Consider the following 18906-nt stretch of genomic DNA (forward strand, 5'->3'; position numbering starts at 1 on the left):
CCCCGCCCAAACCCTAACCGCCACCGGCGCGCTTGGCGACGGTGGCGGCGAGAGTTTTCATCAGGCGATCAGCCCTTGTTGTCTTCGTCGACTTCGGAGAACTCGGCGTCGACGACTTCCTCGTCGCTGCCGCCCGTCCCCGGGCCGGAGGTGCCGGCGTCCGGACCGGCGGCCGCTTCGGTGGCCGCCTGCTCCTGCTGGTAGATCGCCTGGCCCATCTTCATGGAGGCGTCGGTCAGCGCTGAAGCCTTGGCCTTGATCGCCTCGACGTCGTCGCCTTCCAGCGCGGTCTTGGCTTCGGCCAGCGCGGCCTCGATCTCCGACTTCAGCGAAGCGTCGATCTTGTCGCCGTGCTCTTCGAGCTGCTTCTCGGTCGCGTGGACCAGGCTGTCGGCGTTGTTCTTCGCCTCGGCCGCCTCGCGCCGCTTCTTGTCCTCTTCGGCGAACTTCTCCGCGTCCTGGACCATCTGGTCGATGTCGGCGTCGGAAAGGCCGCCCGAGGCCTGGATGCGGATCTGCTGCTCCTTGCCGGTGCCCTTGTCGCGGGCGCTGACGTTGACGATGCCGTTGGCGTCGATGTCGAAGGTGACCTCGACCTGCGGCACGCCGCGCGGCGCCGGCGGGATGCCGACGAGGTCGAACTGGCCGAGCAGCTTGTTGTCCGCGGCCATCTCGCGCTCGCCCTGGAACACGCGGATGGTCACCGCCTGCTGGTTGTCCTCGGCGGTCGAATAGACCTGCGCCTTCTTGGTCGGGATCGTGGTGTTGCGGTCGATCATGCGGGTGAACACGCCGCCGAGCGTCTCGATGCCGAGCGACAGCGGAGTCACGTCGAGCAGCAGCACGTCCTTGACGTCGCCCTGCAGCACGCCGGCCTGGATCGCCGCACCCATGGCGACGACTTCGTCCGGGTTCACGCCGGTGTGAGGCTCCTTGCCGAAGAACTCCTTCACCGCTTCGCGCACCTTGGGCATGCGGGTCATGCCGCCGACCAATACGACCTCGTCAATGTCCGCCGCCTTCAGGCCGGCGTCCTCGAGTGCCTTCTTCATCGGCGCCTTGGTCCGCTCGATCAGCTTGGCGACCATCTTCTCGAGGTCCGAGCGGGTGATCGTCTCGACCAGGTGCAGCGGCGTGGTGCTGCCGCCTTCCATGCGGGCGGTGATGAACGGCAGGTTCACTTCGGTGGTCTGCGCGCTCGACAGCTCGATCTTGGCCTTTTCGGCGGCTTCCTTGAGCCGCTGGAGGGCCAGCTTGTCGCTGCGCAGGTCCATGTTCTCCTTCTTCTTGAAGGCATCGGCAAGGTATTCGACCACGGCGCTGTCGAAGTCCTCACCGCCGAGGAAGGTGTCGCCGTTGGTGCTCTTCACCTCGAACACGCCGTCGCCGATCTCGAGGATCGAGACGTCGAAGGTGCCGCCGCCGAGGTCGTAGACCGCGATCGTCTTGCCCTCGGCCTTCTCGAGGCCGTAGGCGAGCGCCGCCGCGGTCGGCTCGTTGATGATGCGCAGCACTTCGAGCCCGGCGATCTGCCCGGCGTCCTTGGTCGCCTGGCGCTGGGCGTCGTTGAAGTACGCCGGAACGGTGATCACCGCCTGGGTAACTGTCTCACCGAGATAGCTCTCGGCGGTTTCCTTCATCTTCTGCAGGATGAAGGCGCTGATCTGGCTCGGCGAATACTCCTCGCCGCCGGCCTTGACCCAGGCGTCGCCGTTCTTGCCCTTGACGATGTGATACGGGACCAGCTCGGTGTCCTTCTTGGTCACTGGATCGTCGAAGCGGCGGCCGATCAGGCGCTTGACCGCGAAAATGGTGTTGTCGCCGTTGGTGACCGCCTGGCGCTTGGCCGGCTGGCCGATCAGGCGTTCGCCGTCCTTGGTGAAGGCGACGATCGAAGGCGTCGTGCGCGCGCCTTCGGAGTTTTCGATGACCTTGGGCTTGCCCCCCTCCATCACTGCGACGCAGCTGTTGGTCGTGCCGAGGTCGATACCGATAACTTTGGCCATGGTTTCCCCAGTTCCTCTTTACTTTGGACGCCGCGCTGTCGGTTCCCCGTCCAAGGGCGAATGCCGGTCGGCGGCTCGGTTGAGCAGTTCGTGTTGTCGGCGATATAGGAGCGGTTTGTCTTGGCACAAGAGAGGTGCGCGGTTAGGAAATCGCCCGAACAGGAGGTCGCCACGCCGTTATGAAATCCGTCATTTTAGCGCCTCTGGCGCTCGTACTGGCCACGCTGATGCTGGCCGGTTGCGAGAGCAGGCAGGCGCCCGCCGCCGATGAGAGTGCGAACGCCGCGAAACCGATTTCGATCACCGATGCGCGGCTGGTGCTGCCGGCGGTCAAGGGCAATCCGGGCGCGGTCTATTTCACCGTGCACAACGATTCCACGAAGGACGTGACCGTAACCGGCGCCGAGGTAGAAGGCGCGAAAGAGGCGATGATCCACCAATCGACCATGGTGGGCGGCATGTCGGAAATGCACGAGATGCCGGATGCCCTCGTTCCGGCAAGAGGGACGCTCGCGTTCGCCCCGGGCGGGTTCCACGTGATGGCGGTGGATCTCGACGACACGCTCGCCAAAGGCGGCACGACCGAGGTCACGCTGACCTTCGGCAGCGGCGAGAAGGCCGTCTTCCCGGCCGAAGTTCTCGCCGCGGGTGACGCGCGCTGAACCAAGCGCCGCTCGCCTGCCCGATCGGCGGCGAGCGCCGCCTGACCGACGGCGAGGTGTCGCTGGCACGCGGCGTGTTCGGTGACGCGATCGACTATGCCAAGGTGACCATCCGCCGGCGCAAGTTCTTCCCTTTCCAACCTCGTGGCACCACGATGGCGCCGCGCGGACATCTGCATTTTCATCCGCTTGGCGATGCTTATTGTGATGATTTCTCAAACGTCGGGCTGTCGAGTGCCGGTCTGTTCATCCATGAGATGACCCATGTCTGGCAAACCCAGCGGCGCGGCGAGTGGTACCTGCTGCTCCATCGCCACCCGCTGTGCCGCTACGACTACAGCCTCAAGCCCGGCTGGCGGCTGACGCGCTACGGGATCGAGCAGCAGGCCGAGATCGTCCGCCACGCCTTCCTGCTGCGCCAGGGCGCGACGCTGCCGGGAGTAGCCGACCCGGCGGCTTACGACCGGCTGGTGGATTTCCCCGGCGCGCGATAGAACGAGGCAAGCGGAGGGAGCCATATGGACCAGGTGCTGGATACGTTCCGTTCGTCGCTCGGCGGCTGGTTCTGGGGCACCGCCGCGGGCCTCGGCACGCTGGTGCTCGGGCTGCTCGGGATCGTCCTGACCGTCGCCGCGGCCGGCGACTGGGGCGCGTGGCCGCTGCTGCTCACCGCCCTCGCGCTGGCGATCCTGGTCTACAAATGGCTCCAGGTGATGAGCTCCCTGTACGAGATCACCCCCGAGCGGCTGATCCTCAAGCGCGGGATCGTCATGAAGAGCATCGACGAGGTCGAACTCTACCGCATCAAGGACATCCGGATGGATTTCAGCCTGCTCAACCAGTGGGCCGGGATCGGCACGATCTGCATGGTATCAAGCGACGAGACCACCCGCACCGGCGAACTGATCCTGCGCAACGTTCCCAGGGCGCAGGCGCGGCGAGAGGAGCTGCGCCGGCTCGTCGATGCCGCCCGCAAGGCGCGCGGGGTGCGCGAGATGGACATGTTCCGCGATCCCGGCTTGAGCTAATCGGTTTCAGTTGATACTACTTGCCCGGTAACCGGGCGGCCCAACCCGCGCCCGGGCCATGAGCCACCCATGCAGCTTTCGGATTACGGCCTGTCGCGGACCCGCGGCTTCCTTTCGCATTACGAAATCGACGAGATCGCCCTGCCCTCGCAATTCGCCGGGGTGAAGCAGGCGTCGGATGAGCTTTCGGATCTGCTGACCAGCGGGCGCGTGCGCCACTGGCTCGAGCAGCTCGCCGATCCCGGCCTCGAGGACTGGGCGCGCGAGACGGCCGAGGAACAAGTGCGCACCGCGATGGTCCACTACAGCTTCCTCGTGCAAGCCTACGTCTGGGGTGAGCCTGAACCGCCGAAGCACCTGCCCACCAACCTCGCGTGCCCCATCGTGGCCTTGGCCGACCGGCTCGGGCAGGCGCCGCTATTGCCCTACTCCGCCTACGTGCTCGACAACTGGTCACGGCTCGACAAGGCCGGGCCGATTACCCTCGAAAACATCCGCATGGTGCAGAACTTCCTCGGCGGGGCCGACGAGAACTGGTTCGTCATGGTCCACGTGGCGATCGAGGCGGAGGCCGGGGTTCTGCTCGACAACGCGGTCCAGCTCGTCGCCGCAGCAAACGCCGGCGATGCCGCCGAAGCCGAACGCCTGCTGGTCGAAATGCACGCTGCGTGGGAGCGCGTCTACGCCCACTTCGCGCGCATGCCCGAGCGCTGCGACCCGTACATCTACTTCCAGCGCGTGCGCCCCTATATCCACGGCTGGGCCAACAATCCCGCTCTCGGCGAAGGGCTGGTCTACGAGGGCGTCGACCGCTTCGAAGCACGCCCGCAGGCCTATCGCGGACAGACCGGCTCGCAATCGAGCATCGTCCCGGCGATGGATGCGCTGTTCGGCGTCGGCCACAGCGACGATCCGCTCAAGCGCTTTCTCGACGAGCTGCACCACTACCGACCGGTGCCGCACCGCCGCTTCGTCGAGGACCTGGCGGCGAAATCGACCTTGCGCGAGTTCGTCGCGGGTTCTGCCTCGCAGAACCTCAAGGACGCGTTCAACGCCTGCATCGAGCAGGTCGCCCGCTTCCGCACCCGCCACCTCGAATACGCGGCGAGCTACATCAACAAGCAGATGGCCTCGAACCCCGGCAACGACCCGGACGTCGGCACTGGCGGCACGCCGTTCATGAAGTACCTCAAGAAGCACCGCGACGAGAACCGCGCGCAAGTGATCTGAGCCCGGACCCTATGGGCGGCCAAATCATTGGTCGCTCATGGCGTCCGGCGGCAAGCTCGTGGTTCTCGCCGCGCTCGGCGGCAATCTCGCCATCGCGGTGACCAAATTCGCCGCCGCGCTGATCGCCGGCAGCTCGTCGATGCTGACCGAGGGGATTCACTCGACGGTCGACACCTTCAACGAGGTGCTGCTGCTCTATGGCCGCAAGCGTGCCAGCCAGCCGCCTGACGAGCTGCACCCGCTCGGCCATGCGCGCGAGCTGTATTTCTGGGGCTTCGTGGTCGCGCTGCTGATCTTCACGGGCGGCGCGGGGTTCTCGATCTACGAAGGCATCGAGCACATCCGCGCGCCGCAGATGCTCGACAAGCCCATCGTCAATTTCGCGGTGCTCGCGATTGCCTTCGCGTTCGAAAGCGGGTCGCTGTTTTTCGCCTTGCGCGAGTTCAGGCGCCAGAAGGATCCCGCCGAAAGCTGGTGGGAAGCCCTGCGCACGAGCAAGGATCCGAGCGTCTTCGTGGTGATGATGGAGGACCTTGCGGCGCTCGCGGGTCTGGTGGTCGCGGCGATCTTCATCGGCTTGACCGTCTTCACAGGCAATCCGCTGTGGGACGGGACCGGATCGATCGTGATCGGGCTGATCCTGGCCGGCGTGGCGATTCTGCTCGCCACCGAATGCAAGAAGCTGCTGATCGGCGAACGCGCCAGCGCCGCCCTCGAGCAAGCGATCCAATCGGTGGCCCACCAGACTTCGGGAGTCTGCAAGGTCAATGAAATCATCACGGTGCATCTCGGCCCGCAGCAGGTGGTCGTCATGCTCAGCCTCGATTTCGACGATGCGCTCGCCCTCAGCGACGTCGAGAGCGCGACGGAGGGCATGGAAGAGCAGGTCAGGAAGCGATTCCCGGAGGTATTTCGCCTGTTCGTACGGGCGCAATCGCGCCAGGCCGCCCATGCCGAACGGCAGGTCCTCGCCGAAGCGCAGTGAGGGCGTTGCTTTCGCGGTCGGTTCGGTGAATCATCGCCGGCGTAGGGAGAACCGCCATGCCGCACGCCGTCGACCACACCGCCATCCTCGACCGCCTCGCCGCCATGCGCGGGGGTACGCGCAACGTGTTCGATACGCTCGATCCGAAGCGGACCGCGCACCTGATCGTCGACATGCAGAACGGCTTCATGGAGGAAGGCGCGCCGGTCGAAGTGCCGATGGCGCGCGAAATCGTCGACGAGGTCAACCGGCTCAGTGCGGCGGTGCGCGCGGCGGGCGGTCGCAACTACTTCCTGCGCTACACCACGCCGCATGGCGAGGTGCCGGCCTGGCCGGTGATGTGGAAGCGGCTTGGCCCCGAAGGCGCGGCGACTCACCAGGGCGCCTTCACGCCCGGCGCGCATCACTGGCAACTTTGGCCGGCAATCGAAGTCGCCGAAGGCGACGTGGTGCTCGACAAGCATCGCTTCAGCGCTTTCACCCCCGGCACAAGCAACCTCCCGGCCATGCTCAAGGCCGACGGCATCGACACGGTGATCATCAGCGGCACGCTGACCAACTGCTGCTGCGAGAGCACCGCGCGCGACGCGATGCAGAACAACTACCGGGTGATCATGGCCGCCGACGCCAACGCCGCGCTCAGCGACGAGGAGCACGCCGCCACGCTGCACATCCTCGGGCTGGTCTTCGCGGACTTGCGCTCGGTAGGCGAGCTCGAAACCATGCTGGCGGTGGAGAAAGCCGAAGCCGCCTAGTCCGGCTTCTTCGCCACCCCGACCATCGCCGGCCGCAGCAGGCGGTCGCGAATCATCCACCCGCTCTGCATCTCCTGCACCACCGTGCCCGGTTCGGCCTCCGCGGTCGGCACTTCGAGCATCGCCTGGTGCTGGTTGGGATCGAGCGGCAGGCCGACCGCAGCGATGCGGCTGATGCCGTGCTGCGCGAAGACCTTCTCCATCTCGCGCTGGGTCGCCTCGATGCCGGTGACCAGCGCCTTGAGCCGCGGATCCTCGTGCAGCTCGGCGGGAATGGCCTCGATCGCGCGAGTAAGGTTGTCGGCCACTGTCAGGATGTCGCGCGCGAACCCGGTCGCGGCATAGGCGCGCGCGTCCTGCACGTCCTTCTCCATCCGCCGGCGCACGTTCTGCACTTCCGCCTTGGCGTAGAGCATGTCCTGCTGCGCCACTTCGAAATCGGCGCGCAGCTTGGCGAGCGAATCCTCGAGCTTGTGATCGCTCTCTTCGCCCACGTCGGCACCCGCCCCGCGGTCGAGCAGCTCTTCCGGCACGCCGGCCAATTCCTTTTCGACCGCGTCGTCGCGCGGCTTGTCGTCATCGATCATGAAACCCTGCTTATCCGATGATTCTGCCCAGCGAACGGGCGGTGAAATCCACCATGGGAACGACTCGCGCGTAATTCAACCGAGTTGGCCCAATCACGCCGAGGACTCCGACCACCTTGCCCTCGCGATCGCGATATGGCGAAGCGATCACCGACGAGCCCGAAAGCGCGAACAGGCGGTTCTCGCTGCCGATGAAAATCCGCATCGCTTCGGCCTGCCGCGCCGAATCGAGGAGCTCGGCGACCGATTGCTTGTTCTCGAGGTCGTCGAGGAGCGAGCGGACCCGCTCGATGTCGCCGATTGCGGTTTCGTCGAGCAAGTTCGCCTGTCCACGGACGATCAGCACCGGGCGCTTGGCGGCATCCTCGCTCCACAGCGCCAGCCCGCGTTCGACCAGGTCGCGGCTGGCCTCGTCGAGTTGAGAGCGACCGGCGGCGATTTCCTGGCGCATCGCCTGCGCTGCCTCGGCGAGCGTGCGGCCGGCGAGCCGGGCGTTGATGAAATTGCTCGCCTGCTCGAGCACGCTGGGCGGCAGCGGCGCAGGAAGCTCGATCACCCGGTTCTCGACGTGCCCATCCTCCCCGACGAGCACTGCCAGCGCGCGTTCCGGACTGAGCGGGACCAGGCTCAACTGGTTCAGGCGCGGTTCGCGGCGCGGGACCATGACCATGCCCGCCGCACCGGAGAGGTCGGACAGCAGCGAACTGACGGTCTCGAGCGCCTGCTCGATCGGTCCTGGCTGCCCGAGTCTCCGTTCGATCGCCGCGCGCTCCTCGGCATTTGGCTCGGCCACCTGCATCATCCCGTCAACGAACAGGCGCAGCCCGCTTTCGGTCGGCATGCGTCCAGCGCTGGTGTGCGGTGCGGCGAGCAGCCCGAGCGATTCGAGCTCGGCGAGCACCGAGCGAATCGAGGCTGGCGAGAGGTTGAGTCCGCGATCGCCGGCGAGGGTCTTCGAGCCGACCGGGTGACCGCTCGACAGATAGCCCTCGACCACCAGACGAAATATCTCGCGAGCACGGTCGCTCAGTTCGGTGACAGTCGTGGTGGGCATGACAGCCGACCATCTAGGCGCTAGGCGAGCCCACGAAAAGGAGACACTCATGCGTCCATCCGGCCGCGCGCCCGACGAAATGCGCGACATCGAAATCCTCACCGCTTTCACCAAGCACGCCGAAGGCTCCGTCCTGGTCAGCTTTGGAGACACCCGCGTCCTCGTCACCGCGAGCGTCGAGGACCGGGTGCCGCCGTGGCTGCGGGGCAAGAACTCGGGCTGGGTCACGGCCGAATACTCGATGCTCCCGCGGGCCACCCACACGCGCGGCCAGCGCGAGGCGGCGAAGGGCAAGCAGAGTGGACGAACGCAGGAAATACAGCGGCTTATCGGACGCTCCTTGCGCGCAGTGACAGATCTGGAAAAGCTCGGTGAACGGCAGATCGTGCTCGATTGCGACGTCATTCAGGCAGACGGCGGCACCCGCACGGCGTCGATCTCGGGCGCCTGGGTCGCGCTCCGTCTGGCGGTCAACAAGCTCCTGGCCGAGGGCAAGCTCGCGGCCGATCCGATCGAAGGCAAGGTCGCGGCGATTTCGTGCGGCATCTACCAGGGCACGCCGGTGCTCGATCTCGACTACATCGAGGATTCGGGCGCTGACGCCGACGCCAACTTCGTGCTCCTCGAAGGCGGCAAGATTGCCGAGGCGCAGGCCACCGCCGAGGGCGCCTGTTACGACGAGGAAGGCCTCTTGCGCCTCCTCCGCCTCGCCCAGATCGGCTGCGCGCAGATCTTCAAGGCGCAGGACGAGGCGGTGCAGTGAGTCGCAAGCTCGGCTCCGGCAAGTTGGTGATCGCCACGCACAACGCGGGCAAGCTGAAGGAAATCGCCGCGCTGCTGGCCCCGCATGGGGTCGATTGCATCTCGGCGGGCTCGCTCGGCCTTCCCGAGCCGCCCGAAACCGGCCGCACCTTCGTCGAGAACGCGCTGATCAAGGCGCGGGCGTCGGCGGAAGCTTCCGGGCTGGTCTCGCTCGCCGACGACAGCGGGCTTTCGGTGGCGGCGCTCGACGGGCGGCCCGGGGTCTACACCGCCGACTGGGCCGAGCGGCAGTGGTTCGAAGGCGAGCCGGGGCGCGACTGGTACATGGCGATGGGCAAGGTCGAGGGGATGCTGCAGGCCAAGGGCTCCGATACGCCCCGCGAGGCCTGGTTCAGCTGCGTGCTCGCGCTGGCCTGGCCCGACGGCGAGCACGCGATCTACGAAGGCCGCGCCGACGGCACCCTGACCTGGCCGCCGCGGGGGACGATGGGGTTCGGCTACGACCCGGTGTTCGTGCCCAGGGGCCGCGAGCAGACTTTCGCCGAGCTCGATCCCGAAGAGAAGCACCGCATCAGCCACCGCGCCGATGCCTTCGCCAAGATGGTGGCCGATCAGTTCAGTTGATCGCGCTGCCCATCACGTTACCGGCCGGCCAGTAGCGGCAGACGAGGAAGTCGTGCGACCGGTTGTGCGACACCGCACAGCCGACTTGCTGCGTGCCGGGCCAGATCACCTGGGTGTAGTGCCCGACATCCTCCCACCGCCCGGTGGTCGAAACCTCCGGGAACTTGCCGGGCTTGAACATCTTCCGCTCGGAGAGGAACCCGCCGACCATGTCGTCCGCGCTGTAATAGCCCGCGGTGCCGCTCCACAGGTTCTCGCCCGCGCCGTGGCGGGTCTCGCGGTCCGAATGGTACATCCGGTCGTCGCGGGCCAGGCGGTCGGCCCAGCTTTGCGCTTCCTGCGCCAGCTGGTGGCTCCAGGCGAGCGGCGGCGCGCCCTTGTGGGTACGCTCGCCGTTGTGGTCGGCGAGCAGGCGCAAGGCGAACGCGTTCGGCTGCGCCACCGCGGGCATTTGCGGCGGCGGCGCTTCGGCGCAAGCGGTTCCGGCGATGGCGAGCGCGCAGGCCAGGCCCGCGCCAAGTAGCGACCCCTTCCTCATGCCGCCGATATTGACTTTCGACGGTTAACACCGGCTGAAAGAGCCGGTGGCGAAAGCGCTCTACATCCATTGGCCGTTCTGCCTGGCGAAGTGCCCGTACTGCGATTTCAACTCGCACGTGCGCGAGCGAGTCGATGCCGATGCCTGGCGCGAGGCGCTGCTCGCCGACATGCGGCACGACGCGGCGTTGGCGGGGGGCGAGCCGCTCGAATCGATCTTCTTCGGCGGTGGCACGCCTTCGCTGATGCCGCCGGCGCTGGTCGGCGCCTTGCTTGAGCAAGCGGACAGGCTGTGGGGCTTCGCGCCGGGCATCGAGATCACGCTCGAGGCCAATCCCTCGTCGGTCGAGGCGAGCAAGTTCGCCGATCTTGCGGCCGCGGGCGTCAACCGGGTGTCGCTCGGGCTGCAGGCGCTGGATGACAAGACACTGCGGTTTCTCGGGCGGCTGCACGATGCTCGGGAGGGATTGGCCGCGCTGGATACCGCGCAAGCGGTGTTTGGGCGGGTCAGCTTCGACCTGATCTACGCCCGGCCCGGCCAGGGCCCGGAGCAATGGGAAGCCGAGCTGCGCACGGCGCTCGGTTTCGGCACCGGGCACTTGTCGCTTTACCAGCTGACGATCGAACCCGGCACGCGCTTCGCTACAGATGTCCGCCAGCGTGCGTTCGTGCCGCTCGCCGACGATCCCGCAGCCGACCTGTTCGCGCTCACCCGCGCGTTGACCGAGGCGGCCGGACTGCCGGCCTACGAAGTGAGCAATCACGCGCGACCGGGCGAGGCGAGCCGCCACAACCTCGCCTACTGGCGCTATCGCGACTACGCCGGGATCGGCCCCGGCGCGCACGGGCGGCGGGGTGGAATGGCGACGCTGCGGCACAAGAAGCCCGAGAACTGGCTCGACGCGGTCGCAGAGCACGGCCACGGCCTCAAGGACGAGCGCCCGCTCGGCCCGAGCGAGCAGGCCAGCGAAGCGCTGCTGATGGGCTTGCGGCTGGCCGAGGGCGTGGACCTTGCCGGCCTGTCGCAGCGGTTCGGCATTCCGACGCCCGAACTGATCGATTCCGCCAAGCTGGCGCTTTACGAAGGCCTCGGCCTCGCCTGGCGCGAGCGCGAGCGGATCGGCGTCACTCCGCAAGGCATGCCCCTGCTCGACGCGCTGCTCGGCGAGCTGGTCCCGGCGGCGCTGGTGGCCGCGTGAGCAAGGCCGATCTGCTCGAGCAATGGGGCGACTACCTCGCCCGCTCGCGCCGCCGCTCGCCGCACACGGTGCGCGCCTATCTCGCCGCCGCCAACCGCCTTGCCGAGCGAGTCGGCGCCGAAGACTGGCGCGATGTCGCCAATCTCGACGCCGTTGCCTTGCGCAACCAGCTCGCCGCCCGCCGTGCCGACGGGATCGGCAACGTCTCCGCCGCGCGCGAGCTCTCCGCGATCAAGAGCTTCGTCGTCTACGCCCGCGAGCAGGTCGGGCATGGCGACGCCGCCCCGCCCCGCCTGCGCGGCCCGCGGATCAAGAGGGGCTTGCCCCGCCCCGTCACCCCCGACGAAGCCGCCAACCTCGCCGACGGCGTCGCCTCGCTCGCCAGCGATCACTGGATCGGCGCGCGCGACCGCGCGGTGCTGCTATTGATGTACGGGGCCGGCTTGCGCATCGCCGAGGCCCTCTCGCTGACCGCCGCCGACTTGCCGCTCGGCGAAACGCTGCAGGTCACCGGCAAGGGCGGCAAGCAGCGCGTGGTGCCGCTGCTGCCGGTCGTTCGCGCGGCGGTGGCCGATTACGCCCAGCGTTGCCCGTGGCCGCTCGCCGGCAAGGAACCGCTGTTCAAAGGCGCCAAGGGCGGCCCGCTCGGCCAAGGCATGGTGCAGAAGGCGATGGCCAGGGCGCGCGTAGCGCTCGGCCTGCCGCCGACCGCCACGCCGCATGCCCTGCGCCACAGCTTCGCCACCCACTTGCTAAGCGCGGGAGCCGACCTCAGAAGCCTGCAGGAACTGCTCGGCCACGCCAGCCTCGGTTCGACCCAGATCTACACCAAGGTCGATGCCGCGGTGCTGCTCGAGACCTATCGCAAGGCGCACCCGCGCGAGCGCTAGGGCTCCTTGCGCGGCTTCCAGGTCGCAACGCGATAGAAGTAGAACACCACGATGGCGACGATCAGCCCGGCCATCGCCCAGCTGGCGGCATGTTCGTACTTGGCCAGGTAGGGCGCGAGCCGGCGCCCGCCTTCGATCAGCAGCGCGTTCCACACCGCCGCACCCGCGGTGGTGAACAGCAGGAAGCGCCAGGCCTTCATGTGCGAGAGCCCGGCCGGCAGCGAAATCATCGTGCGCAGCAACGGCGAGAAGCGCATCGCGAAGACGATCCATTGGCCGTGGCTCTGGAAGAACCGGGCGGCCCTCTCGACGTCGCTGAAGCATAGCGTCAGCCAGCGGCCGTGGCGGTCGATGAACGGCTCGAGCCGGCGGTAGCTCCACCTGTCGCCAATCCAGTACCAGACGTAATTGCCCACCGTCGTTCCCAGCGTCCCAACGGCGAGCAGCGGCCAGAAATCCATCTCCCCGCGCGCGATGAGCACGCCGCCGATGCCCATGATCACTTCCGACGGGATCGGCGGGAAGACGTTTTCGAGCACCATCAGCGCGAACACGCCGAAGTAACCGCCGGCGGCGATGGCCTCGATGATCAGGTCCTGCATGGCGAGCTAAACGGGCACGAGCGGCGAACGGTCCGGGTGGACCGCGCTAGTTTGCGCCAAGCCGTGCCTCGATCGCATCCCAGATGCGCGCGGGCGTGTCGGTGCCGTTGAACTGGTCGATGCTGACGATCCCGGTCGGGCTGGTCACGTTGATCTCGGTCAGCCACTTCCCGCCGATCACGTCGATGCCCACGAAGATCAGCCCGCGCTTCTTGAGCTCCGGGCCCATCGCCGCGCAGATTTCCTCCTCGCGCGCGGTGAGGTCGGTCTTCTCGGCGTAGCCGCCCTGGGCCAGATTGGAGCGGAACTCGCCCTGCCCCGGCTTGCGGTTGATCGCCCCGGCGTATTCGCCGTCGACCAGCACGATCCGCTTGTCGCCCTCGGCGACTTCGGGGAGGAACGGCTGCACCATGTGCGGCTCGGGCCAGGTCTGGTTGAAGACGTCGATCAGCGCCGAGAGGTTTTCGCCGCTCTCGGGCACGCGGAAGATCGCCTTGCCGCCGTTGCCGTGGATCGGCTTGACCACCACCGCGCCGTGGCGGCCCATGAACTCGCGCACTTCGGCGACGCTGCGGGTGACCAGAGTCGGCGGCATGAAGCGGCGGAAATCGAGCACGAAGACCTTTTCGGGTGCGTTGCGCACGCTCGCCGGGTCGTTGACCACCAGCGTTTCGCCCTGGATGCGCTCGAGCAAGTGCGTCGCGGTGATGTAACCCATGTCGAACGGCGGATCCTGCCGCATCAGCACCACGTCGATGTCGCGGCCGAGATCGAGCCTGCGCGCCTCGTCCCTCTCGAAATGGCTGCCGGCCACGCGCTGGACGCGCACCGGGCTGGCCAGCGCGCTAAGGCGGTCGTTCTCGTCGAGCGTCAGCGAGCCGACGTCGTAGTGCCACAGCGAATGCCCGCGCGCCTGCGCCGAAAGCATCAGCGCGAAGCTCGAATCGCCGGCGATGTTGACGCTTTCGATCGGGTCCATCTGGACGGCGACGCGCAGGCTCATTCGAATTCCCTCATGGCTGCCAGGCGTTGACGATGTGGCGCGGCCAGCGGCCCGGTGCAAGCAGGAGCACGTCGATCCGCGGATTGTCGCCCGCGCGCAAGTGGCGGTGAGCGATCGCTTCCACTGCGGCAGCGACGCGGCGCAGGCGATAGTCGTCGATTGAACGGTCACGCTCGATAACGGTCGCGCGCCACTTCACTTCGACGAAGGCGACCGTGCGGCCGCGCCGGGCGACCAGGTCGATCTCGCCGCGCGGGGTCTTGACCCGCCGGGCGACGATGCGCCAGCCGTGGAGCCGCAGCCAGAGCGCGGCGAAGCCCTCCCCCTTGCGTCCGCGCCGTTCGGCCTCGAACCGGTTCACGAGGCCTGAAGTTCGAGCGCGCGGGCGTAGAGCGCCTTCCGTTCGAGCCCGGTCGCCTTCGCAACGAGCGCGGCGGCGCGTGAGGGCTTTTCGGTCACCAGCGCCTCGAGGAGGAGGCGATCGGCGTCGCCCGCGTCGGCGAGCCGATCGGCCGGCGGGCCGACCAGCAGCACGATCTCGCCGCGCGGCGGGTGCGCTTCATAATGCGCGATCAGCTCTTCCGCGGATCCGCTGCGGCATTCCTCGTAAAGCTTGGTGAGCTCGCGGGCGACGGCGATCTCGCGGCCGGGCAGCGCCTCGCCGATCGCGGCGAGCGATTTCGCCAGGCGCGGCGCGGTCTCGAAGAACACCAGCGTCGCCTTGACGCCAGCAAGCTCGGCGAGGGTCTCGCCCCGCGCCTTGTCCTTGGCCGGCAGGAACCCGGTGAACAGGAACCGGTCGCTGGGCAGCCCCGACAACGTCAGCGCCACCACAGGAGCGCTCGGCCCCGGCAAGCTGGTGACGGGAATCCCCGCCGCGCGCGCCTCGCGCACCAGCTTGTAACCGGGGTCGGACACCAGCGGCGTGCCCGCATCGCTCACCAGGGCCACGGCCTTGTCCCGCATTGCGTCGAGCAAGCGCTCGCGGTCCGAATCGGACGCATGGTCGTCGTAACGCCACAGCGGTTTGGCGAGGCCAAGGTGTTGAATAAGCTTGCGAGTGACGCGCGTGTCCTCACAGGCGATCGCGTCGCACCGCGCGAGCACGTCCGCGGCGCGGAGCGTAATGTCGCCGAGATTGCCAATCGGCGTCGCAACTATATAGAGGCCGGGAGACAAGGATTTGGCTTCGAGGTCGCGCTGATCGCTCACGGCGCGCCTTGTGAACCAACAGCAGCGGGAGCGGCAAGCATGTTCGGTAACTGGAAACGCCTGATTGCGGCGGTGGCCCTCAGCGTGGCGCTCGCCGCCTGCCAGGTCGTTCCGAAAGGCCAGGGACCGGTCGTGACGCCGCGGCCGGTGCCGACGGCTACGCCCGGCCAGTTGCCGCAGGACGAAGGCCGCCACCGGGTGGCCTTGCTGGTGCCGATGTCGGGCGCCAACGGCGCGGTCGGCCAGTCGATCGCCAACGCCACGACGATGGCGTTGCTCGACACCAATGCCTCGAACCTGCGGATCACCACTTACGATACCGCTACCGGCGCCGACAGCGCCGCGGCGCGGGCGATCGCCGACGGCAACAAGTTGATCCTCGGCCCGCTGCTGGGCGACGACGTCAAGGTCGTCGCCGCCAAGGCGCGCCCGGCGCACGTGCCGCTGATCAGCTTCTCGAACGACCGCACGGTTGCCGCGCGCGATGTCTTCATCCTCGGGGTGCTGCCCGAGGAATCGATCGACCGCACGGTCGGCTACGCGATGTCGAAGGGGGCCAAGCGCTTCGCCGCGATCGTGCCCAACGGCGATTACGGCCGCCATGCGCAGGCGGCGCTGGCGGCGCGGGTCGCCGCGGGCGGCGGCGTGCTCGTCGCCACCGAAACTTACGACCGCGGCAACACCTCGGTGATCAGCGCCGCCGAGCGCCTTCGCGCGAAGGGCGGTTTCGACACCGTGCTGATCGCCGACGGCGCGCGTCTCTCGGCGATCGCGGCAGGTGCGCTCAAGACCGCCGGCGCGGCGCTGCCGCACCTGCTCGGGACCGAACTGTGGAGCGGCGAAGAGGACGTGGCGAAAGCCACCGCGCTGCGCGGGGCGTGGTTCTCGAGCGTGTCGGATGCCCGCTACGGCCGCTTCGCCTCGAGCTACAAGTCGCGCTTCGGCGCCCAGCCCTACCGCGTCGCCACGCTCGGCTACGACGCCGTGCTGCTGACCCTGCGGGTGGCGCGCGACTGGACGCCGGGCCGCGAATTTCCGACCTCGCACCTGTTCGACAGCGCCGGGTTCCTCGGCATCGACGGCGCGTTCCGCTTCCAGCCCAACGGCCTGGCCGAGCGGGCGATGGAAGTGCGCCAGGTCGGCAACGGCACGGTGACGGTGGTCTCGCCGGCGCCGACACAGTTCTGAAGCGCGGATAACCCCGCCGCTTCCGCTTGAGTCCGCGCGAGAGCGCTCCCTATAGCCGATCCATGTCCCCAGAAGACGCAGGTTCCCTGTTCGACAAGCTGCCGCAAGGCGACGGCGAGTACGACGCTTCCTCGATCGAGGTGCTGGAGGGGCTCGAGCCGGTCCGCCGGCGCCCCGGCATGTACATCGGCGGAATCGACGAGCGAGCGCTGCACCACCTCGCCGCCGAAGTCCTCGACAACGCGATGGACGAGGCGGTCGCCGGACATGCCAACCGCATCGAGGTCGTCCTCGACGAAGGCAATCGCCTGACGATCACCGACAACGGCCGCGGGATGCCGGTCGACGAGCATCCCAAGTTCCCCGGCAAGTCCTCGCTCGAGGTGATTCTGACCACCCTGCACTCGGGCGGCAAGTTCTCCGGCAAGGCCTATGCCACCAGCGGCGGCCTCCACGGCGTCGGCGTCAGCGTGGTCAACGCGCTTTCGGAGCATGTCCGCGTCGAAGTCGCGCGCAACAAGGAAGTCTTCGCGCAGGAGTTCTCGCGCGGCGCGCCGACCGGTCCGCTGCAACACCTCGGCAGCACGCCGAACCGCCGTGGAACCACGGTCAGCTTCACGCCCGATCCGGAGATCTTCGGCGACCGCGAGTTCAAGCCGCTGCGGCTGTTCAAGCTCGCTCGCTCGAAAGCCTACCTCTACGCCGGGGTCGAGATCCGCTGGAAATGCGCCCCCTCGCTCGCCTCGGAGGAAGTGCCCGAGGAAGCGGTGTTCCAGTTCCCCGGCGGTCTCGCCGACCATCTCGCCGAGGAAGTCGCGGGGCGCGAGTGCGTCACCAGCCAGTTCTTCACCGGGAGCCAGGACTTCCCGGCGCAGAACGGCGAAGCGCAGGGCCGCGTCGAATGGGCGGTGGCCTGGCCGCTGTGGTCCGACGGCGCCTATTCCTGGTACTGCAACACGGTGCCAACGCCCGACGGCGGCACCCACGAACAAGGCATGCGCGCTGCGCTGACCAAGGGCATTCGCGCGTTCGGCGAGCTGATCGGGCAGAAGAAGGCGAAGGACATCAGTGCCGACGATGTCATCACCGGCAGCGAAATCATGCTCTCGGTGTTCATCCGCGAGCCGCAGTTCCAGAGCCAGACCAAGGACCGCCTGACCTCGCCCGAGGCGGCGCGCCTGGTCGAGAACGCGGTGCGCGACCACTTCGATCACTTCCTGTCCGACAACATGGAGCGCGGCCGCGCCCTGCTCGGCAGCGTGCTGGAGCGGATGGACGAACGGCTGAAGCGCAAGGCCGAGCGCGAGATCAAGCGCAAGACCGCCACCAGCGGCAAGAAGCTGCGCCTGCCGGGCAAGCTGACCGACTGCTCGGGCGAAGGCAAAGGCGAGACCGAGCTGTTCATCGTCGAAGGCGACAGCGCCGGCGGCAGCGCCAAGCAGGCGCGAGACCGCAAGACCCAGGCGATCCTGCCGATCCGCGGCAAGATCCTCAACGTCGCCTCAGCCACCGCCGACAAGATTCGCGCCAACACCGAAATCGCCGACTTGGTCCTCGCGCTCGGTTGCGGCACGCGCAAGGACTGCGACCCGGCCAACTTGCGCTACGACCGGGTGGTCATCATGACCGACGCCGACGTCGACGGCGCGCACATCGCCACCCTGCTGATGACGTTCTTCTTCCAGGAGATGGCCGAGATCGTCCGCCAGGGGCATCTCTACCTCGCCCAGCCGCCGCTCTACCGCCTGACCGCCGGCAAGGAGAGCCGCTACGCCCGCGACGAAGCCGACCGCGCCGAGCTCGAAGCGACGGTGTTCAAGGGCAAGAAAGTCGAAGTCAGCCGCTTCAAGGGCCTCGGCGAGATGAACCCGGGGCAATTGCGCGAAACCACGATGGACCCGAAGAGCCGGAGCCTGATCCGCATCACCCTGCCCCCCGAGCACGAGCAGCGCTTCGCCATCGCCGAACTGGTTGACCAGCTGATGGGCCGCAACCCCGAGCACCGCTTCAACTTCATCCAGAACCGCGCGGGCGAGATCGATCGCGAGATGATCGACGCCTAGGCAATCCTCGGCGGACGATTATTGGATCAGAAAGTCATGGTCAGTGTAATGCCAGATCGTTCGACCACATCCTTTTGTTCTCTCAACGGAACATGATCATAAAGGGCGGGGACACGTTCCACGACACGTTCGATGAAGTCCAACGGCCCTTTTTCTGCCGACTTAAGTTCGATGACCTCTTGGTCACTGAGGATGATCTGAACGAGCCCGACACGATAACGCTCGGCGTAATACTCCATGCCTTTCGGAAGTGGCCAACCTTCAGCCGGGGTGCGGTAGCAAAACCAAGACCGGTTCGCGAAACGCTTGTGCGAAATCGCTTCAAAAATGACTTGCTCCCAGCCTTCCTCACCGAGCTTTATTTCGCAAGACGCAATATCAATCTCGACCGCGCCAAACAGATCAACTCTCTCAACGCCGATGATGTCTGAACAATCTGCTTGTTGCTCTTCCCATTGGTTGGGCCATTGCTGCCAGTCGACTTAAGATAGTCACAGACCGCAGCGATAAAATCGAGAT

21 protein-coding genes are annotated in these 18906 nt (G+C 67.2%); 12 read left to right on the plus strand and 9 right to left on the minus strand.

All coding sequences use genetic code 11. The features are described 5' to 3' along the window. Positions 1–68: 68 nt before the first annotated feature. Positions 69–2006, minus strand: a complete 1938-nt coding sequence (gene dnaK, locus G7B69_RS04790; RefSeq protein WP_166176646.1) for a molecular chaperone DnaK — start codon at positions 2004–2006, stop codon at positions 69–71. Positions 2007–2185: 179 nt separating this feature from the next. On the opposite strand from dnaK, the gene G7B69_RS04795 reads away from it, so the two are divergent. The 6 genes from G7B69_RS04795 to G7B69_RS04820 all read left to right on the plus strand — a co-directional run bounded on the left by G7B69_RS04795 (position 2186) and on the right by G7B69_RS04820 (position 6666). Further along, positions 2186–2668, plus strand: a complete 483-nt coding sequence (locus G7B69_RS04795) for a copper chaperone PCu(A)C (RefSeq protein WP_166176648.1) — start codon at positions 2186–2188, stop codon at positions 2666–2668. A 23-nt stretch (positions 2669–2691) separates the two neighbouring features. Next, positions 2692–3162 carry a vgr related protein gene (locus G7B69_RS04800; protein WP_166176908.1) on the plus strand — a complete coding sequence of 157 codons (471 nt, stop codon included), beginning with the start codon at positions 2692–2694 and terminating at the stop codon, positions 3160–3162. A 24-nt stretch (positions 3163–3186) separates the two neighbouring features. Then, positions 3187–3696, plus strand: a complete 510-nt coding sequence (locus G7B69_RS04805) for a PH domain-containing protein (RefSeq protein ID WP_166176650.1) — start codon at positions 3187–3189, stop codon at positions 3694–3696. Between the two features lie 69 nt (positions 3697–3765). Then, positions 3766–4926 carry a PrnB family protein gene (locus G7B69_RS04810; protein WP_166176652.1) on the plus strand — a complete coding sequence of 387 codons (1161 nt, stop codon included), beginning with the start codon at positions 3766–3768 and terminating at the stop codon, positions 4924–4926. 37 nt (positions 4927–4963) lie between these two features. Continuing rightward, entirely contained in the window at positions 4964–5911 is a 948-nt protein-coding gene (locus G7B69_RS04815) for a cation diffusion facilitator family transporter (protein WP_166176654.1), read from the plus strand. Positions 5912–5967: 56 nt separating this feature from the next. Continuing rightward, positions 5968–6666 carry a cysteine hydrolase family protein gene (locus G7B69_RS04820; protein ID WP_166176656.1) on the plus strand — a complete coding sequence of 233 codons (699 nt, stop codon included), beginning with the start codon at positions 5968–5970 and terminating at the stop codon, positions 6664–6666. Here the strand turns inward: G7B69_RS04820 and grpE are convergent. Together grpE and hrcA are read right to left on the minus strand one after the other, a co-directional pair. Further along, positions 6663–7253 carry a nucleotide exchange factor GrpE gene (grpE, locus tag G7B69_RS04825; protein ID WP_166176658.1) on the minus strand — a complete coding sequence of 197 codons (591 nt, stop codon included), beginning with the start codon at positions 7251–7253 and terminating at the stop codon, positions 6663–6665. The two genes, G7B69_RS04820 and grpE, sit on opposite strands and share 4 nt — an antisense overlap. A gap of 10 nt (positions 7254–7263) precedes the next feature. Next, on the minus strand, positions 7264–8307 hold the full coding sequence (gene hrcA, locus G7B69_RS04830; protein ID WP_166176660.1) for a heat-inducible transcriptional repressor HrcA: 1044 nt from the start codon (positions 8305–8307) through the stop codon (positions 7264–7266). A 49-nt stretch (positions 8308–8356) separates the two neighbouring features. Here hrcA and rph point away from each other — a divergent pair, with 49 nt between their 5' ends. Together rph and rdgB are read left to right on the plus strand one after the other, a co-directional pair. Then, positions 8357–9070: a ribonuclease PH gene (rph, locus tag G7B69_RS04835; RefSeq protein WP_166176662.1), complete on the plus strand. Its 714-nt coding sequence runs from the start codon at positions 8357–8359 to the stop codon at positions 9068–9070. Next, the gene (gene rdgB, locus G7B69_RS04840) at positions 9067–9693 is read left to right on the plus strand and encodes an RdgB/HAM1 family non-canonical purine NTP pyrophosphatase (protein WP_166176664.1); all 627 of its coding nucleotides are present in this window, start codon (positions 9067–9069) and stop codon (positions 9691–9693) included. The genes rph and rdgB overlap by 4 nt, the downstream gene beginning before the upstream one ends. Here the strand turns inward: rdgB and G7B69_RS04845 are convergent. Next, positions 9686–10231, minus strand: a complete 546-nt coding sequence (locus G7B69_RS04845) for a CAP domain-containing protein (RefSeq protein WP_207785950.1) — start codon at positions 10229–10231, stop codon at positions 9686–9688. The two genes, rdgB and G7B69_RS04845, sit on opposite strands and share 8 nt — an antisense overlap. A 46-nt stretch (positions 10232–10277) precedes the next feature. Between G7B69_RS04845 and hemW the strand changes: the two genes are divergently transcribed. Continuing rightward, positions 10278–11429 carry a radical SAM family heme chaperone HemW gene (hemW, locus tag G7B69_RS04850; protein WP_166176666.1) on the plus strand — a complete coding sequence of 384 codons (1152 nt, stop codon included), beginning with the start codon at positions 10278–10280 and terminating at the stop codon, positions 11427–11429. Further along, positions 11426–12319, plus strand: a complete 894-nt coding sequence (locus G7B69_RS04855) for a tyrosine recombinase XerC (protein WP_166176668.1) — start codon at positions 11426–11428, stop codon at positions 12317–12319. The genes hemW and G7B69_RS04855 overlap by 4 nt, the downstream gene beginning before the upstream one ends. Here G7B69_RS04855 and G7B69_RS04860 read toward each other — a convergent pair. Genes G7B69_RS04860 through rsmI form a run of 4 tightly spaced genes read right to left on the minus strand, consistent with a single transcriptional unit; the run spans position 12316 to position 15136 of the window. Then, complete coding sequence (locus tag G7B69_RS04860) at positions 12316–12921, minus strand: DedA family protein (RefSeq protein ID WP_166176670.1); 606 nt, start codon at positions 12919–12921, stop codon at positions 12316–12318. The two genes, G7B69_RS04855 and G7B69_RS04860, sit on opposite strands and share 4 nt — an antisense overlap. A 46-nt stretch (positions 12922–12967) precedes the next feature. Beyond that, positions 12968–13924 carry a glutathione synthase gene (gene gshB, locus G7B69_RS04865; RefSeq protein ID WP_166176672.1) on the minus strand — a complete coding sequence of 319 codons (957 nt, stop codon included), beginning with the start codon at positions 13922–13924 and terminating at the stop codon, positions 12968–12970. Between the two features lie 10 nt (positions 13925–13934). After that, positions 13935–14285, minus strand: a complete 351-nt coding sequence (locus G7B69_RS04870) for a YraN family protein (protein WP_166176674.1) — start codon at positions 14283–14285, stop codon at positions 13935–13937. Beyond that, complete coding sequence (gene rsmI, locus G7B69_RS04875; RefSeq protein ID WP_166176676.1) at positions 14282–15136, minus strand: 16S rRNA (cytidine(1402)-2'-O)-methyltransferase; 855 nt, start codon at positions 15134–15136, stop codon at positions 14282–14284. Before rsmI ends, G7B69_RS04870 begins: the two co-directional genes overlap by 4 nt. Positions 15137–15175: 39 nt before the next feature. Between rsmI and G7B69_RS04880 the strand changes: the two genes are divergently transcribed. Both G7B69_RS04880 and parE read left to right on the plus strand, forming a co-directional pair. Continuing rightward, on the plus strand, positions 15176–16324 hold the full coding sequence (locus G7B69_RS04880) for a penicillin-binding protein activator (RefSeq protein WP_166176678.1): 1149 nt from the start codon (positions 15176–15178) through the stop codon (positions 16322–16324). Between the two features lie 62 nt (positions 16325–16386). Then, a complete protein-coding gene (gene parE, locus G7B69_RS04885) occupies positions 16387–18387 on the plus strand; it encodes a DNA topoisomerase IV subunit B (RefSeq protein WP_166176680.1) in 2001 nt (666 codons plus the stop codon). 26 nt (positions 18388–18413) lie between these two features. On the opposite strand, the gene G7B69_RS04890 is transcribed toward parE, so the two are convergent. Then, positions 18414–18626: a hypothetical protein gene (locus G7B69_RS04890; protein WP_166176682.1), complete on the minus strand. Its 213-nt coding sequence runs from the start codon at positions 18624–18626 to the stop codon at positions 18414–18416. Between the last annotated feature and the right edge of the window lie 280 nt (positions 18627–18906).

This window comes from Croceibacterium segetis, from assembly GCF_011320115.1.
GTDB lineage: Bacteria > Pseudomonadota > Alphaproteobacteria > Sphingomonadales > Sphingomonadaceae > Croceibacterium_B > Croceibacterium_B segetis.

Coding starts and splice junctions, on each gene's coding strand:
- dnaK (WP_166176646.1), bottom strand. CDS start 2,006: ATGGCCAAAGTTATCGGTATCGACCTCGGCACGACCAACAGCTGCGTC.
- G7B69_RS04795 (WP_166176648.1), top strand. CDS start 2,186: ATGAAATCCGTCATTTTAGCGCCTCTGGCGCTCGTACTGGCCACGCTG.
- G7B69_RS04805 (WP_166176650.1), top strand. CDS start 3,187: ATGGACCAGGTGCTGGATACGTTCCGTTCGTCGCTCGGCGGCTGGTTC.
- G7B69_RS04810 (WP_166176652.1), top strand. CDS start 3,766: ATGCAGCTTTCGGATTACGGCCTGTCGCGGACCCGCGGCTTCCTTTCG.
- G7B69_RS04815 (WP_166176654.1), top strand. CDS start 4,964: ATGGCGTCCGGCGGCAAGCTCGTGGTTCTCGCCGCGCTCGGCGGCAAT.
- G7B69_RS04820 (WP_166176656.1), top strand. CDS start 5,968: ATGCCGCACGCCGTCGACCACACCGCCATCCTCGACCGCCTCGCCGCC.
- grpE (WP_166176658.1), bottom strand. CDS start 7,253: ATGATCGATGACGACAAGCCGCGCGACGACGCGGTCGAAAAGGAATTG.
- hrcA (WP_166176660.1), bottom strand. CDS start 8,307: ATGCCCACCACGACTGTCACCGAACTGAGCGACCGTGCTCGCGAGATA.
- rph (WP_166176662.1), top strand. CDS start 8,357: ATGCGTCCATCCGGCCGCGCGCCCGACGAAATGCGCGACATCGAAATC.
- G7B69_RS04845 (WP_207785950.1), bottom strand. CDS start 10,231: ATGAGGAAGGGGTCGCTACTTGGCGCGGGCCTGGCCTGCGCGCTCGCC.
- G7B69_RS04860 (WP_166176670.1), bottom strand. CDS start 12,921: ATGCAGGACCTGATCATCGAGGCCATCGCCGCCGGCGGTTACTTCGGC.
- gshB (WP_166176672.1), bottom strand. CDS start 13,924: ATGAGCCTGCGCGTCGCCGTCCAGATGGACCCGATCGAAAGCGTCAAC.
- G7B69_RS04880 (WP_166176678.1), top strand. CDS start 15,176: ATGTTCGGTAACTGGAAACGCCTGATTGCGGCGGTGGCCCTCAGCGTG.
- parE (WP_166176680.1), top strand. CDS start 16,387: ATGTCCCCAGAAGACGCAGGTTCCCTGTTCGACAAGCTGCCGCAAGGC.
- G7B69_RS04890 (WP_166176682.1), bottom strand. CDS start 18,626: ATGGAGTATTACGCCGAGCGTTATCGTGTCGGGCTCGTTCAGATCATC.